Origin of the sequence: Polaromonas sp. JS666 (assembly GCF_000013865.1) — a bacterium.
Classification (GTDB): Bacteria; Pseudomonadota; Gammaproteobacteria; order Burkholderiales; family Burkholderiaceae_C; genus Polaromonas.
In genome coordinates this window covers 1,337,849-1,351,710 of record NC_007948.1, presented here as the reverse complement: position 1 = coordinate 1,351,710, position 13,862 = coordinate 1,337,849, and the positions used below count along the sequence as shown (strand labels likewise).

The 13,862-nt window shown below is 62.0% G+C and carries 15 protein-coding genes and 1 tRNA gene; 9 read left to right on the top strand and 7 right to left on the bottom strand.

Annotated features, from left to right (window positions below):
* Positions 1 to 3 precede the first annotated feature (3 nt).
* Genes BPRO_RS06495 through BPRO_RS06480 form a run of 4 tightly spaced genes read left to right on the top strand, consistent with a single transcriptional unit; the run spans position 4 to position 1,547 of the window.
* A complete protein-coding gene (locus tag BPRO_RS06495; protein WP_011482258.1) occupies positions 4 to 324 on the top strand; it encodes a hypothetical protein in 321 nt (106 codons plus the stop codon).
* 2 nt (positions 325 to 326) lie between these two features.
* Positions 327 to 758 (top strand): hypothetical protein, encoded by a 432-nt coding sequence (locus BPRO_RS06490; RefSeq protein ID WP_011482257.1) that lies wholly within the window; start codon positions 327 to 329, stop codon positions 756 to 758.
* 3 nt (positions 759 to 761) lie between these two features.
* On the top strand, positions 762 to 968 hold the full coding sequence (locus tag BPRO_RS06485; protein WP_041388473.1) for a hypothetical protein: 207 nt from the start codon (positions 762 to 764) through the stop codon (positions 966 to 968).
* A gap of 3 nt (positions 969 to 971) precedes the next feature.
* Positions 972 to 1,547, top strand: coding sequence for a hypothetical protein (locus BPRO_RS06480; RefSeq protein ID WP_011482256.1), 576 nt, complete (start codon positions 972 to 974; stop codon positions 1,545 to 1,547).
* 28 nt (positions 1,548 to 1,575) lie between these two features.
* Here the strand turns inward: BPRO_RS06480 and BPRO_RS29460 are convergent, their stop codons facing one another.
* Positions 1,576 to 2,136, bottom strand: a complete 561-nt coding sequence (locus BPRO_RS29460; protein WP_157045743.1) for a hypothetical protein — start codon at positions 2,134 to 2,136, stop codon at positions 1,576 to 1,578.
* A 428-nt stretch (positions 2,137 to 2,564) separates the two neighbouring features.
* On the opposite strand from BPRO_RS29460, the gene BPRO_RS06465 reads away from it, so the two are divergent.
* A complete protein-coding gene (locus tag BPRO_RS06465; protein WP_011482254.1) occupies positions 2,565 to 2,888 on the top strand; it encodes a hypothetical protein in 324 nt (107 codons plus the stop codon).
* Between the two features lie 6 nt (positions 2,889 to 2,894).
* On the opposite strand, the gene BPRO_RS06460 is transcribed toward BPRO_RS06465, so the two are convergent.
* The 3 genes from BPRO_RS06460 to hrcA form a co-directional block, all read right to left on the bottom strand.
* Positions 2,895 to 3,128 (bottom strand): hypothetical protein, encoded by a 234-nt coding sequence (locus tag BPRO_RS06460; protein ID WP_041388466.1) that lies wholly within the window; start codon positions 3,126 to 3,128, stop codon positions 2,895 to 2,897.
* Between the two features lie 177 nt (positions 3,129 to 3,305).
* A tRNA-Ile gene (locus BPRO_RS06455) sits at positions 3,306 to 3,382 on the bottom strand.
* Between the two features lie 25 nt (positions 3,383 to 3,407).
* Positions 3,408 to 4,424, bottom strand: a complete 1,017-nt coding sequence (gene hrcA / locus BPRO_RS06450) for a heat-inducible transcriptional repressor HrcA (protein WP_011482252.1) — start codon at positions 4,422 to 4,424, stop codon at positions 3,408 to 3,410.
* 49 nt (positions 4,425 to 4,473) lie between these two features.
* Between hrcA and BPRO_RS06445 the strand changes: the two genes are divergently transcribed.
* The 3 genes from BPRO_RS06445 to rapZ are packed head-to-tail and all read left to right on the top strand — an operon-like array spanning position 4,474 to position 7,894.
* Positions 4,474 to 5,349, top strand: a complete 876-nt coding sequence (locus BPRO_RS06445; RefSeq protein ID WP_011482251.1) for an NAD kinase — start codon at positions 4,474 to 4,476, stop codon at positions 5,347 to 5,349.
* A gap of 38 nt (positions 5,350 to 5,387) precedes the next feature.
* A complete protein-coding gene (gene recN / locus BPRO_RS06440; RefSeq protein WP_011482250.1) occupies positions 5,388 to 7,031 on the top strand; it encodes a DNA repair protein RecN in 1,644 nt (547 codons plus the stop codon).
* Complete coding sequence (rapZ, locus tag BPRO_RS06435; RefSeq protein ID WP_041388464.1) at positions 7,031 to 7,894, top strand: RNase adapter RapZ; 864 nt, start codon at positions 7,031 to 7,033, stop codon at positions 7,892 to 7,894. Before recN ends, rapZ begins: the two co-directional genes overlap by 1 nt.
* A 38-nt stretch (positions 7,895 to 7,932) precedes the next feature.
* On the opposite strand, the gene mutY is transcribed toward rapZ, so the two are convergent.
* From mutY to mutM, 3 genes are all read right to left on the bottom strand, one after another.
* Positions 7,933 to 9,006, bottom strand: coding sequence for an A/G-specific adenine glycosylase (gene mutY / locus BPRO_RS06430; protein WP_011482248.1), 1,074 nt, complete (start codon positions 9,004 to 9,006; stop codon positions 7,933 to 7,935).
* 98 nt (positions 9,007 to 9,104) lie between these two features.
* Positions 9,105 to 11,084, bottom strand: coding sequence for a dynamin family protein (locus tag BPRO_RS06425; RefSeq protein ID WP_011482247.1), 1,980 nt, complete (start codon positions 11,082 to 11,084; stop codon positions 9,105 to 9,107).
* A gap of 76 nt (positions 11,085 to 11,160) precedes the next feature.
* Positions 11,161 to 11,976, bottom strand: coding sequence for a bifunctional DNA-formamidopyrimidine glycosylase/DNA-(apurinic or apyrimidinic site) lyase (gene mutM, locus BPRO_RS06420; RefSeq protein WP_011482246.1), 816 nt, complete (start codon positions 11,974 to 11,976; stop codon positions 11,161 to 11,163).
* A 96-nt stretch (positions 11,977 to 12,072) separates the two neighbouring features.
* Between mutM and BPRO_RS06415 the strand changes: the two genes are divergently transcribed.
* On the top strand, positions 12,073 to 13,857 hold the full coding sequence (locus tag BPRO_RS06415; RefSeq protein WP_011482245.1) for a tetratricopeptide repeat protein: 1,785 nt from the start codon (positions 12,073 to 12,075) through the stop codon (positions 13,855 to 13,857).
* Positions 13,858 to 13,862: the final 5 nt, after the last annotated feature.

Below are 13,862 nucleotides of genomic sequence, written 5' to 3'. Positions count from 1 at the left end.
ACCATGGCTTATTCAAGTTCATCCAACCCTGCACGCCAGATCATGTCGTTTGATCTTTCGGGCGGCGGTGGCGTGTTCGCGTATCAGAGCACGCATTCCCACAGCGAGATCGAGGCGCCAAATTTTTTCACTGGTGCCGGCCGGGGCAGCCTCTCCACGGCACACGGCGCGTGCATTGGCCTGCGGGTTGGCGACCTGTTGGTCCACGCCAGCGTCAGCACTGCGGGTTCGAGCGCGGTTACCTGGCACCGGGTCTCGTCACTTTCGACGAGCACCGGGTTTGCCGGCCCCATCAGTGCGACTGTTAGCGTGGCGTCGAGCTAATCATGGGCGTGATTCAAATCCTTGAACGCCGGCTCGTCGCCAAGCAGGCCAGGCCTTCGCCCGATGGCCTGACCGATGGCCTGGCCGGTGCGCTGCGGAAAGAAATCGCGAAGGTGGTCGAGGCCGAGGTCGCGAAGGCCCTCACCGGCCATCAGGCGGCCCTACGCGCCGCGCAACCACTACGCCCTGTGCATTCCCCTTCACCCGACCTCGAACGCCGCCTACGCGCCCTGGAGCGCCGCGCAGCCCCTCCGTTAAAGGCGCCGGAGGTTTCAATCCAAAGGGATGGCGCGGGGCTTGCGCGCGCAATCGTCATCAACGGTCAGCGTCTGCTAATCCAAAGGGACGCCAGCGGGCTCATGACGCGCTGGGTGCCGGATGACGGCAGCCATCGGCTTCCGAGCTACGGCCCGGCGCCTATTAATCGGAGGTAAAAAATGCTTTACTACAAAGGCGACGAATTTTCGACGCAGGAAGGCTGTTTCCTAGAGGCTCGCGCGCTGATCGAGGCCCTGACGTGCTTGGTGCCAGGGTTCAATCAGCTGCCCCGGACCCTTCACACCCGGGTGTGCTTTCGCTACGACGACAGCGGCAACCTCACATCCGTTTTTGTCAACACGGATGCCCCGCCCCCGGAGGGTTGAACGATGACCAGGGTCAAGACTGGCGGCCGGCAGGTCGGTACACCCAACGCCGTCACGGAACGGGTGAAAGGTGATCTGCTCGCCGTCTATAAAGCCTTGGGCGGGCGCCGCTGGCTCCTTGCCTATGCCCGCGCGCACGAGGATGAGTTCTGCAAGCACTTGATGAGGCTGGTGCCGCCACCGCGCAGCGAGACCGAGGAAGCCGAGAGCACACCGTTCGAGCCCCATGACTTGCGCGCCGTCGCAATGAGAATTTCATATGTCCTAGCGATCGCTCGCCAACAGGCCGGCTCAGCCGCGCCAGTGGACATCATCGAAGCCGCCCCTGCTCAAGCCCCCGAACCTGAGCCTGCGTCCGAACTCCCGCCGCTGGACGAGTTCCCGACCTATTCGATTCCCGACCTGCGCGGCCAGGAAGTCGTCGAGGAAACCCGAACCGAGACCCTGCAGATTTATCGCGGCGGCTCAGCCGAGCAGGGACGCTCACAGGCCCGTCCCGAGGTCATCGACGCAAGGCGCAAGGCCCATGACGGCTACCTGGCTCGTCTCGCAGCGCATCACAGGCGCAATTTGTTGTAACGTCATCGCTGGTGCTGCACCGAACGGTTCAGTTACCTATCTTCAGAGCTTTCAAGACCTCCTTTATCGGATTGGTGATGGCCTCTATTCCATCTTTGGATTTGATCCACCCAGCAAGTGTTACCGGATCATCTTCTTTGGGCTTGGACGCGTCATGATCCGGCACCCCAAAGGAGCGGTCTCCAATTTGCACTCTAAACTTATCCCTATCCGACTTATCTAAAGGCTCTATAAATGGGCCAAGTGCTTCAAGTTCAAGCGCCAACTTTCTATTCTTTTGCTCCATCTCAAAAAACCGACTTGCTTGTCGTCCGGCGTATGCTGCGAAGATGCCAAAGGTTATGGACAGGAAAACTCTAGTTGCAAGGCCTTGATAAAACTCTGCTTCTGTATGTGGTTTGCTCGCCACTTCAGCAGTTGCTTTGAATTCTGGTTGCGCCTCTTTTTTCTTATCCGAAGTGGCATTGACATTCCCTTGCAACCCGACATCAGCTTTAGGCTCAAGAACCTTCTGCTGGCCAACCCGGTCAGCCGAAGAGCCCGAACCAATTACCCCGGGAAACGCCACCAAAAAGGCGACAAAAATCAAACCAGCTAGAGCAAGGAGTGTGACGGACTCTATCGATCCAGTGGCTCATACAGTTCCTCCGTGAATTTTTGTTAAATGATTGTTCTAACAGTGGGCTGCTTGTCTTCACCGCAAAAATGTGAACGGCATCCCCATTTGGGGGATCAACCTCCGCCTTCGGGAGAATTAGCCAAGGTCCGGTCGAATGCGGGGGCTCCAGTGTACGAAATCGTCGCTCCATGGCTGACCAAAACAATTACAGCCCGAATGACCGGCCGGTATCGGGCAGGAAGTTTTAATTCCGCTACTTCCGTCTTCAGTCTTGAGCAGAATAACTTCGTGGAATGGTCAGTGGTTTCCGGCACGGGTCGTCAGCGGCCTCGCCCTGCCTACCTCTTGCCGCCCGGCCGATCCGCTGGCACGATGGGGGGACCTACGGGGGTGCAGCCATGCAACACTATTCCGACCGTGCAACGCCTTTCAGCGGCTTCGCCATTCGCACCCGCCGGATGCTGCTTTGCGGCATCAGGGAAAAGTACCTCTACCTCGACGAGACGCGCCGTATTCTCGGCAACGACGTATCCGACCCCTGCCCGCGCTGCGACGGCACCGGCCTGGCGGACGCGTTCAGCCAATGTTCACACTGCGCCGGCTATGGCATGGTCTACGCCATCAGCCTGGATGAGTTGGAGCGCCGACGTGAGGCAGTGCTGGCGCTATTCCCCGACGCCGGGGTGCAAGGCTGGCAGCCAACGTTGACGCCGCGCTGGTGACCGGGGTCACCCTTTACCGCCGGGGTGGCGATCCGTCCAGTGTGTGTCCTTGGCTTGGATCGCGTCGAACAGCTCCTTGAAGCACTTCAGGTAGAACTCCGTCCACGGTGGAGCGGGTTCTTCCTGCCATCCCGTCGTGTCCAGTCCTTCAAGCTTGATCTTCGCTGTCTTCCCACCGTATTGGACCTGAAACTCTGCGGTACCGTCGTCGGTGACGGTCTCCCATCTGACGCTAGTCATGGCTTCCTCCAGTGCGTGTGATCCTAGGGGGAATCTATGGTATCTGGTTTCCTGTGTCCACGCATGACCATAGATCAATAGACACCTTACAGACACCAGTGCACCCAGGACAGTCGAAAAAAAGAAGCCTGCTATCTATTGAATAGCAGGCTTTCCTTTGTTTATAAGACTTCTGGGTGGTAGGGCGTGTTGGACTTGAACCAACGACCAAAGGATTATGAGTCCTCTGCTCTAACCAACTGAGCTAACGCCCCCCATCGACAGGCAGATTGTAAGGGCCTACTTGCTGTGGCTCAGGGCCGTGCTGACCAGTTTGGAGGTGATATCGACAATCTGGATCATTTTTTCGTACGGCATGCGCATGGGGCCGATGACGCCCAGCGTTCCCACGACCTGGCCGTCCACCTCGTAAGGTGCCGTCACCACCGAGAGTTCCTGGTAGGGAATGACCTGGCTTTCGCCGCCAATGTAAATGCGCACGCCCTCGGCGCGGCTTGACACATCGAGCAGGCGCATCAGTTGAGCCTTCTGCTCAAAAAGATCAAAGAGCTTGCGCAGGTTGCCCATGTCGCTGGAAAAATCGCTGACGGCCAGCAGATTGCGTTCGCCTGACACCACCACCTCGTCGCGCGATTCGATGGCCTCGGAACTCACCTGGACGGCAGCCTGCATCAACGTGGCAATTTCGCCCCTGAGCGCTTCCACCTCATTTTGCAGGCGCTCCCGCACTTCTTCAATAGCCATGCCCGCATAGTGCGAATTGAGGAAGTTGGAGGCTTCGATCAACTGGGACTGCGTGTAGTCTGCCTCGGTAAAGATGACGCGGTTTTGCACGTCGCCGTCCGGTGAGACGATGATCACAAGAAACCGTTTTTCCGACAGGCGCAAAAACTCGATATGCCGGAACACCGACGTGCGGCGCGGCGCCATGACCACGCCGACGAACTGCGACAGGCTGGACAGCATGTGGGCGGCGTTGCTGATCACCTTCTGTGGTTGATCGGGTGCCAGCCTGGGCGCCGTGATGTGCCCAGCCGAAAGCTGGTCGCGCTGCGTGGTCAGCATGGTGTCGACGAAGAGGCGGTAGCCGCGGGCGGTTGGGATGCGGCCGGCAGAGGTATGCGGGCTGACAATCAGGCCCAGCTCCTCCAGATCGCTCATGACATTGCGTATGGTGGCCGGAGACAGTTCAAGACCGGAGGCCCTGGACAGCGTGCGCGACCCGACCGGCTGACCATCAGCAATGTAGCGCTCCACCAGCGCCTTGAGCAACAACCGGGCACGATCATCAAGCATACTGACATTCTACGAAGCTTCTATCACCATGTTGTGATGTAATTTGCCGATGAAATCGCAATTTCGCCATGTCGCACTGATCGGCAAGTACCACGCCCAGGGGTCCCGTTCTGCGCTGGAAGACATTGCACACTTTCTGGGCACACAGGGCTGCGATGTGGCGATTGAGCAGGACACCGCCAGCAACACCGGCCTGACGCAATTCCCCACGCTGGATGCGGCCGGCATAGGCGCCCAGTGCGACCTCGCCCTGGTGGTTGGCGGCGACGGAACCATGCTGGGCATCGGCCGGCTACTGGCCCAGTTCGGCATTCCGCTGGTGGGCATCAACCAGGGCCGGCTCGGCTTCATCACCGACATCGCGTTTGAGGATTACCAGGACACGCTCAAACCCATGCTGCGCGGCGAGTTTGAGGAAGATCGGCGCTGGATGATGCAGGCCAAGGTGGTGCGCGACGGGCGCTGCGTCTTCAGCGCAACGGCCATGAATGACGTCGTGGTCAATCGCGGCGCAACGGCTGGCATGGTGGAGCTGCGTGTGGAAGTTGATGGCCGCTTTGTGGCCAACCAGCGCGCTGACGGCCTGATCATTGCCTCTCCCACCGGCTCGACCGCCTATGCCCTCTCCGCCGGCGGCCCCTTGCTGCACCCTTCGATTCCCGGCTGGGTGCTGGTGCCCATCGCTCCGCATACCTTGTCAAACAGGCCCATCGTGCTGTCAGATGCGGGGGAAATTACCGTTGAAATAGTGGCGGGCCGGGATGCCAGCGCCAACTTTGACATGCAGTCGCTGGCCACCTTGCTGCACGGCGACCGGATCACCGTCAGGCGCTCAGAGCACCAGATGCGTTTCCTGCACCCCAAGGGATGGAGTTATTTTGATACCTTGCGCAAAAAGCTGCACTGGAATGAAGGCGTGGCCTGAAGCGCTCCGGCTGATCACCTGGCCCCGGATTTAACTTTATGAGTCTTAAAAGCATCTCGCTCCGCGATTTTGTGATCGTCCACGCGCTGGACCTGGACCTGTCGGACGGATTCACCGTCCTCACCGGTGAAACCGGGGCCGGTAAATCGATATTGATTGACGCCCTGCAGCTGGCCCTGGGCTCACGCGCCGATGCCGGCGTGGTCCGTGAAGGCGCTGCGCGCTGCGAGATCAGTGCGGAATTTGACAGCCCCGCCAGCCTGGCGCCCTGGCTGGAGCAGGCCGGCTTCCAGGCCGATGGCAGTCTGCTGCTGCGCCGAACCATTGATTCCCAGGGGAAAAGCCGGGCCTGGATCAATGGCAGCGCGGCGACCGCCACCCAGCTCAAGGAAATCGCCGACCAGCTGGTAGACATACACGGCCAGCACGCTTGGCAAAGCCTGACGCGTCCCGACGCCGTACGCGGCCTGCTGGACTCCTATGCGGACCTGTCAACAGTCAAGCTCTCCCAGTGCTGGCAAGCGTGGCGCACGGCCCAGAAAACACTGGCGGACGCGCGCGCCGCCCAGGACAGCCTGCAGCGTGAACGCGAACGCCTGGCCTGGCAGATCGGTGAGCTGGACAAGCTGGCACCGGGCGTGGACGAATGGGACGAGCTCAACACCCAGCACAGTCGCCTGTCGAATGCCCAGGCCTTGCGCGATGCGGTGCAGACCGCCGTCGACGCACTGCAGGAGGCCGACGACAACGCCACAGCGCTGCTTGGCCGCGCCATTTCGTCGCTACAAAATCAGGAACATATAGAGCCGGAATTCAAAGGTCTTGTCGAGGTTTTGAACAGCGCATTGGCGCAGGTCGAAGATGCCGTTCATTCACTGAACGGCTATGCAAGGCATGCCGAGCTGGAGCCGCAGCGGCTCGCCGAGCTGGACGAACGCCTGTCTCTCTGGGTCAGCCTGGCCAGGCGCTACAAACGCACGCCTGCCGAGCTGCCCGAATTGCTGGCCTCCTGGCAAAGTGACCTGCACCGGCTCGATGAAGCGGCGGATCTGGTTCAGCTGGAAAAAAATGAGCACCTTGCCCGCTCGGCTTATATGGACGAAGCGCGCCAGGTGTCCAAGGCGCGCGGCAAGGCGGCGCCGCTGCTCGCCAGGGCCATCACGCAAGCCATGCAGGGCTTGGGCATGCAGGGCGGCAAATTTGACGTCGCACTCGGCAAGCTGGAGCAGCCCGCCCAGCATGGCCTGGAGCAGGCTGAATTTCTGGTGGCGGGCCACAGCGGCAGCACCCCCCGCCCGGTCGGCAAGGTCGCGTCAGGCGGCGAGCTGTCGCGCATCGCCCTGGCCATTGCCGTCACCACCAGCCAGTTGGGCCAGGCGCAAACCCTGATCTTTGACGAGGTTGATTCGGGCGTGGGCGGCGCCGTGGCTGAAACGGTGGGCCGCCTGATGAAGCAGCTGGGCAAGGACCGGCAGGTCATGGCCGTGACCCATCTGCCCCAGGTCGCCGCGTGTGCCGACCAGCATCTGGTGGTGGCCAAGCGCACCGAAAAAGGCGCGACCGTCAGCACCGTGGACCATGTCAACGGCGAACAACGCGTGGCGGAGGTTGGCCGCATGCTGGGTGGTGAACGGCTGTCGGGCACCACGCTGGCGCACGCCAAGGAAATGCTGGGCCAGTGATGGCACTGGAAATGGTTCTCATCACCGGCATGTCGGGCTCGGGCAAGTCCGTGGCCCTGCACGCGCTGGAAGACGCCGGCTATTACTGCGTGGACAACCTGCCACCGGAACTGCTGACGCCCTTTGTGGCCCTTGAGCATCAGCACGGCCCCCGAAAAGTGGCCATTGCGATGGATGTGCGAAGTGCCACGTCATTACCGCTTGTTCCGCAGCAGCTGCGGCAGTTGCAGGCGCAGGGCGTGACTGTGCAATCCCTGTTTCTGGACGCCAACACCGAAACGCTGGTCCGGCGCTTTTCCGAGACCCGCCGGCTTCACCCGCTGTCGCGCGGCGATACGGCCGACCAGCACAGGGCGCTGGTCGATGCCATTGAGCTGGAGCGCGAGCTGCTGGGCGACATGCGCGAGCAATCCCACGTGCTGGACACCAGCATGATCCGCGCCTCGCAGTTGCAGGCCTACGTGAAGTCACTGATCGCGGCCCCGGCCCCCCAACTGACGCTGGTGTTTGAGTCATTTGCCTTCAAGCGCGGCGTGCCGCTGGATGCCGACTATGTCTTTGACGTGCGGATGCTCCCCAACCCGCATTACGAACCAGACCTTCGCCACCTCACAGGGTGCGACCTCGCCGTCGCCGATTACCTGAAGGCGCATGCAGAGGTGAATGACATGTTCAGGGATATCGAGAAGTTCCTTGATCACTGGTTGCAGGCCCTGGTGCGCGATCACCGCAGCTACGTCACGGTGGCCATTGGCTGCACCGGCGGCCAGCACCGCTCCGTTTACCTGGTGGAAAAGCTGGCCGAGTCGTTTGGCAGGCAGTGGCCCACCCTGAAACGGCACCGCGAACTGGATGCCGGCTGATCAGGCAGCAACGGTCCGGTACATCGCCAAAATCCCGCTCACGCCGGTGCATCCTGCAGCAGCAGTTTGCGGATGGGCGCAGGCAAGCCCAAACCCGGCCATTGCGCCGGGCCAAACCACGCACCGGCACGCGCCCCCGCATCCATCGCTTTCGGCATGGCCTGGCCCGCCCGGAAGCCCGCGATCCACGGGGCCAGATGCAAATCCCTGTGCGTCAGCACATGAACAAAATGCGGCAGAGGCTCCAGCCGGCCGTGCACGCTGGGTGGCAAAAAATCCTTCAGCGCGTCCTCGCTGTCAAAAACCGGCAGGCAATACAGCCCGCCCCAGATGCCCGACGCAGGGCGCTTTTCAAGCCAGACCGAGCCGTCCGGCCTCTGCGCCCATAGCAGGCTCAGCGCCCGCGAACTGCGCTTGAGCGTTCGCGTCTTGACGGGGTATTTTTCGGGCTCACCGCTCGCACGGCCGCCGCACAGATTCTGCACCGGGCACAGCAGGCACTGCGGCTGCCGGCCAGCGCAAATCGTGGCGCCCAGATCCATCAGCCCTTGCGTGTAACGCGGCATGCTGTCCGGCAAATCCTGTGTGGGCAACAAGTTGGTCGCCATATCCCACAGCGCACGTTCATTGGCGCTTTGCGCAAGATCCGCCGAAAAACCGAGCACCCGCGTGAGCACCCGTTTGACGTTGCCATCCAGAATCGCGACGCGCTCTCCAAAACAGAATGACGCAATGGCAGCTGCGGTCGAACGGCCTATACCTGGCAAGGTCTGAAGCTGTTCGGCGGTACGCGGAAACTGCCCCGCATGCAGCAGCATGACGTCCTGTGCGCACCGGTGCAGGTTGCGCGCCCGGCTGTAGTAGCCCAGGCCGCTCCACAAGGCCAGCACCTCATCCTGCGAGGCAGCGGCCAGGTCGCTGACTGCGGGGAAATGCTGCAAAAACCGGGCGTAGTAGTCGAGCACGGTCGCGACCTGGGTCTGCTGGAGCATGATCTCCGACAGCCACACGCGGTAGGGGTCGCGCGTGTTTTGCCAGGGCAGGCTATTGCGCCCATGCGTGGCCTGCCAGCGCACGATTTCACCGGAAAACCCTACCAGGGTCGATGGCACAACGTCCGGATTCCCGCGTGGCTCACGAGCAGGCGGATTCGTCGGCCGGCCTTTGCGCGTAACGCCTGCGGCCTTCATCAGCGGTGAGGGACCACGGGTCAGGCTGCCTGGCTCATCGCCGCCTGTTCCATGGCGACCGCCGGCTCTTCTGCCTTGGGATGGGTTGCAGGCCCGCCCATCAGATGCTCGGTCAGCTCTTTGAGCTTGGTGTCGAGCTCATTGAGGACATTCTCCTGGTCCTCAATCTCGGCAATGCGCTCGTCCAGGCCGGATGCTGCCTGCTGGATACGCTCGATCGCTTCGAGCCTGCGCCCGAAATTGCGGCGCCGCTCGCGCAGCTGCGCGTCCAGCTGTGATGCTGCTGACTTGTTCCAGAGTTCCACTTCGCCCAAGGCGGACTCGTACACCACCCGCAGGCGCGTGGCCAGCGCCCGAACCAGCCGCTCGGAAAACTCGGCCTGCGACAGTTTCAGGATATTGCTCACCCCCAGGTATTGCAGGTGGCTGCGCTGTATCAGTTCCAGGTCGTTGACGTACCGGACCAGCTCAGGCTCCTTGGGCGCCTGCAGCGAGAAGCTGAATTCAGCATTCAACTGCCGAAAAGAGGCGGTCAGCATGGACTGGATTTCGCCACTGAGAATTTGGCACTTCTGCAGGCCCTCGCGCAGCCGGGAAAAGGTCTGGCCGTAAGCCTTCCTCACGCCGAGTTTGATACCCGACTTCTTGAGCGTCGCCGTCAGTTCGGCCAACTCGGCCTTCAGCGTTGGCGTGCTGAGCAGGGTAAACATTTCCCGAAGCAATTTGAGGTGCACGGACCGCACGGCATGTATTTTGGCGCCGCTGGTGTCAAATTCGCCCTGCTCCTGCTCGATGCGCGTGCGCATGTGCTTGATCACGGAGATGTTCTTGCCTCTCAGGCCGCGCAGCTCGATCATCTGCTCGGCCAGGTCACGCCGGCGAATGTGCATGGCGCGCCCCGCCTCGATTCTCAGCTCGCCAATACCGCCGGCCACTGCCGTGCGCAGGATCTTCTGGCGCTGGCCCATCACGCCCTGGGCCAATGCGAGCTCAAGCACCGGCAAGCGGCTGGCCTGCAAAAGCGCCTTGTCGCCCGTCACCTTGGCAAGCAATCCTTTTTGCGCAGAAACCGGAATGACCTGCGACTCGGGCAGCCCCAGGATTTCGGCCGATGTCACCCTTTGCCGGTCAATTTGCGCCTGCACCTGCTCGGGTGTGCTCAAGGCATCCCACATGGTGTCGATCTTGTTCAGCACCACCAGGCGCGCGTCGCTGGCGTCACCCTCGGTGATCAGGTGTTCGCGCCAGATGGACAGGTCGGATTTGGTCACACCGGTATCAGCGGCGAGGATGAACACCACCGCATGCGCCTGAGGGATCAGGCTGACGGTCAGCTCAGGCTCGGCGCCTATCGCATTCAGGCCCGGCGTATCGAGGATAACCAGACCCTGCTTGAGCAGCGGATGCGCGATGTTGATCAGCGCATGACGCCACTTCGGCACTTCGATCAAGCCATCGGCGCCCACCAGGGGGTTGTCTTCCGGCGTGCTGTCGTTCCAGAATCCGAGCAAGCGGGCCTCTTCCTGGGTGACATGCCGAACCTCGGCGACCTTCTCGAGGGCCTGCGCCAGCTGGGCCGGGTCGTTCACGTCCAGGTCAACGCGCGTCCACTTTTCGGGCACCATGCGCCATTCCATCAGCGCCTGGGACTTCAGGCGCGTCTCGATCGGCAACAGGCGCAGGCAGGGTGGCACATCGGCGTCGTAGCCCAGCTCGGTCGGGCACATGGTAGTGCGGCCAGCGCTCGCCGGCATGATGCGGCGGCCATAGCCGGCAAAGAAGATGGCATTGATCAGCTCGGATTTGCCACGCGAAAATTCCGCCACAAAAGCCACCATGACCTTGTCGGAGCGCACCTGCGACTCCAGCCTGTGCAGCCGCTCTTCCACTGCCGCGTCGAGCAGGTCGTGGTCTTTCATCCACTCGGCAAGCAACTTCAGCCGCAGGGCAAATCCGCGTCGCCATGCGCCGTGCTGGTCAAATTTTTCGTTAAAAGACATAGTCAACTGTGTGGGTGTGAATGGTCAATATAGCATCGCCCACCTGAAACAACCATGGGCGCCCGCTCTGGAACGCTCACGGTTTCTGGCAACTGACGCAATAAAAAGTCGATCGCTGGCCCTGCCGGATGCTTTTGATGGGCGATCCGCACACCTTGCAGGGCATGCCCGCACGGTCGTACACCATGGCGTCGAGCTGAAAATGACCGGCCTCGCCCTGGGCATTGGAAAAGTCCCTGAGGGTGCTCCCCCCTTTTGTAACGGCCTGTGTCAATACCTGCCGAATGGCGCGGTGGAGCAACGCTGCGCGCGGTTTGCTGATGCGGGACGCCTTGGTGGTAGGCCGGATACCGGCCAGAAACAGCGCCTCCGAGGCGTATATATTGCCCACGCCAACCACTGCTTCACCGCCCAGCAAGACCTGCTTGATGGGGGTCTGCCTGGGCTTGAGCGCCTGGTGGAACAGCGCCGCGTCAAAAGCGTCGCTGAGCGGCTCGACGCCCAGCCGGCCCAGGAGCTTGTGGGCCACAGCGTCGTGCTCGTCTCCGGCATACACTACCGCGCCGAAACGGCGCGGGTCGTTCAGGCGCAAGGTTCCAAGGCTGGTCACCATGTCAAAGTGATCATGCTTGCCGGGCGAAGACAGACTCGAGCCAAAGCTGACGCTGCCCGACATGCCCAGGTGAATCAGCAACAGGCCATCGCTCAGGTCGACCAGCAGGTACTTGCCGCGGCGCCGCACGGCCAGCACCCGCAGGCCCACGAGTTGCTGCGGGCTGCAGCCCAGCGGCCAGCGCAGCGGTTTGCCCATGGACACCGCTTCGATGCGGGCACCTGCAATGCGGCCTGCAAAACTCAGGCGGGTGACTTCAACTTCGGGCAGTTCGGGCATGGCTCACAGTCAGACGGCAAAAAACATCAACCCGCGACACAGACCCTGAGGACAAGAGGGAAAACGCATCCGCGGAGCTTCAATTATCATGGGTTGATGAAGAAAAGACTTAGCCGTGCCCTCGGCTGCCTCTGCCTCGCCGCCCCCATGGTGCTGGCGCAGACCCAAGCGCCCGCCCCCGCCGCACCCGCTGCACCTTCCGGGCTCGCCGAAGCCAAAGCCGCGCAGGACGCAGCGCCGCCCGCCTCGCCGCTCGATAGCGCACTGTTTTACCAGCTGCTTGTGGGTGAAATCACCACGCAGGATGGAGAGCCCGCCGCGGGTTTCGCGCTGATGCTGGACGCAGCCCGCAAAACGGGCGAGGCCCAGCTTTACCAGCGAGCCACCGATATTGCCCTGCAGTCGCGCTCCGGCGACGCCGCGCTGCAGGCGGCACAGGCCTGGAAGCAGGCCCAGCCTGCCTCGCGCGAGGCCAACCGCTATGTGCTGCAAATCCTGATCGCACTGAACCGCATTCCCGAAACGGCAGACCTGCTGAAAACCGAGATCGCCCTGGCACCGGAGGCCGAGCGCAATGCGGTCCTGGCCGCAGTGCCGCGCGCCTACGCCCGTGTCAGTGACAAAAAATTGTCCAGCACCGTTGTGCAGGAGGGCCTGGACACCTACCTGAACAATCCCGCCACCGCCGGCGCCGCCTGGGCCACCGTAGGACGCATGCGGCTGGCCGCAGACGACAGCAATGGCGCACTCGACGCGGCCAAACGCGGCCAGGCCGCCGACGCTCACGCGGAAGGCCCGGCCATGCTGGCGCTGGAGCTGATGGACCCCAAACTGCCCGAAGCAGAAGGCCTGGTCAGGAAATACCTTGAAGGCAACGCCAAGGCCCAGCCCGAATTCCGCATGGCTTACGCACGGGCCCTGCTGGATGCACAGCGCTATGCAGAAGCGGCCACGCAGTTGCAGGCGGTGACCCGTGAAAAACCCGACTACCCGGAAAGCTGGCTGGTGCTGGGCTCTTTGCAACTGCAGGACAACCAGCTCGCGCAGGCGCAGGCCTCGCTGCAACGCTATGTCACGCTGGCGGAGCAGCAGGCTGCGGATACCGACCGTAACCGCGGACTGGCCCAAGCCTACCTCTCGCTGTCGCAAGTGGCTGAAAAGCGCAAGGACTATGCAGCAGCGGAAAACTGGCTGAACAAAATCGAGGATGCGTCCGAACTGACGGCGGCGCAAACCCGCCGCGCCTCCATCCTGGCGAGCCAGGGCAAGCTCGAAGAAGGCCGGAAGCTCATCCGCCAGCTGCCCGAACGCAGCCCTGGTGATGCGCGGCTGAAGCTCAACGCCGAAGTCGGACTGCTTCGCGATCTGAAGCAATACCGGCTTGCCCATGATGTGCTGGCCGAGGCCCTGAGCAAGACGCCCGATGAACCGGAACTGCTGTACGACCAGGCCATGATGGCCGAAAAACTCGCATCGCTCGGCGAGATGGAGCGCCTGCTGCGCCAGGTCATCCAGCTCAAGCCCGACTATCACCACGCGTACAACGCGCTCGGTTATTCGCTGGCAGACCGCGGTGTTCGCCTGCCGGAAGCCCGTGACCTGATCCAGAAAGCGCTCGGCTTCGCGCCGACCGACCCCTTTATCAAGGACAGCCTGGGCTGGGTTGAATACCGCATGGGCAACAAGACGGAAGCACTCCGCATTTTTGAGGCCGCCTACAAGGCCAAACCCGACGCGGAAATTGCCGCGCACTACGGGGAGGTCTTGTGGAGTCTGGGCCAGCGCGAACGGGCGACGGCGATCTGGAAGGAAGGCTTGCTGTTGAACCCCGACAACGAGACCTTGCAGGAAACCCTCAAGCGCCTGCGTGTCAAGCTGTAATCCGG

Coding starts and splice junctions, on each gene's coding strand:
- BPRO_RS06495 (WP_011482258.1), top strand. CDS start 4: ATGGCTTATTCAAGTTCATCCAACCCTGCACGCCAGATCATGTCGTTT.
- BPRO_RS06490 (WP_011482257.1), top strand. CDS start 327: ATGGGCGTGATTCAAATCCTTGAACGCCGGCTCGTCGCCAAGCAGGCC.
- BPRO_RS06485 (WP_041388473.1), top strand. CDS start 762: ATGCTTTACTACAAAGGCGACGAATTTTCGACGCAGGAAGGCTGTTTC.
- BPRO_RS06480 (WP_011482256.1), top strand. CDS start 972: ATGACCAGGGTCAAGACTGGCGGCCGGCAGGTCGGTACACCCAACGCC.
- BPRO_RS06465 (WP_011482254.1), top strand. CDS start 2,565: ATGCAACACTATTCCGACCGTGCAACGCCTTTCAGCGGCTTCGCCATT.
- BPRO_RS06460 (WP_041388466.1), bottom strand. CDS start 3,128: ATGACTAGCGTCAGATGGGAGACCGTCACCGACGACGGTACCGCAGAG.
- hrcA (WP_011482252.1), bottom strand. CDS start 4,424: ATGCTTGATGATCGTGCCCGGTTGTTGCTCAAGGCGCTGGTGGAGCGC.
- BPRO_RS06445 (WP_011482251.1), top strand. CDS start 4,474: ATGAAATCGCAATTTCGCCATGTCGCACTGATCGGCAAGTACCACGCC.
- recN (WP_011482250.1), top strand. CDS start 5,388: ATGAGTCTTAAAAGCATCTCGCTCCGCGATTTTGTGATCGTCCACGCG.
- rapZ (WP_041388464.1), top strand. CDS start 7,031: ATGGCACTGGAAATGGTTCTCATCACCGGCATGTCGGGCTCGGGCAAG.
- BPRO_RS06425 (WP_011482247.1), bottom strand. CDS start 11,084: ATGTCTTTTAACGAAAAATTTGACCAGCACGGCGCATGGCGACGCGGA.
- mutM (WP_011482246.1), bottom strand. CDS start 11,976: ATGCCCGAACTGCCCGAAGTTGAAGTCACCCGCCTGAGTTTTGCAGGC.
- BPRO_RS06415 (WP_011482245.1), top strand. CDS start 12,073: ATGAAGAAAAGACTTAGCCGTGCCCTCGGCTGCCTCTGCCTCGCCGCC.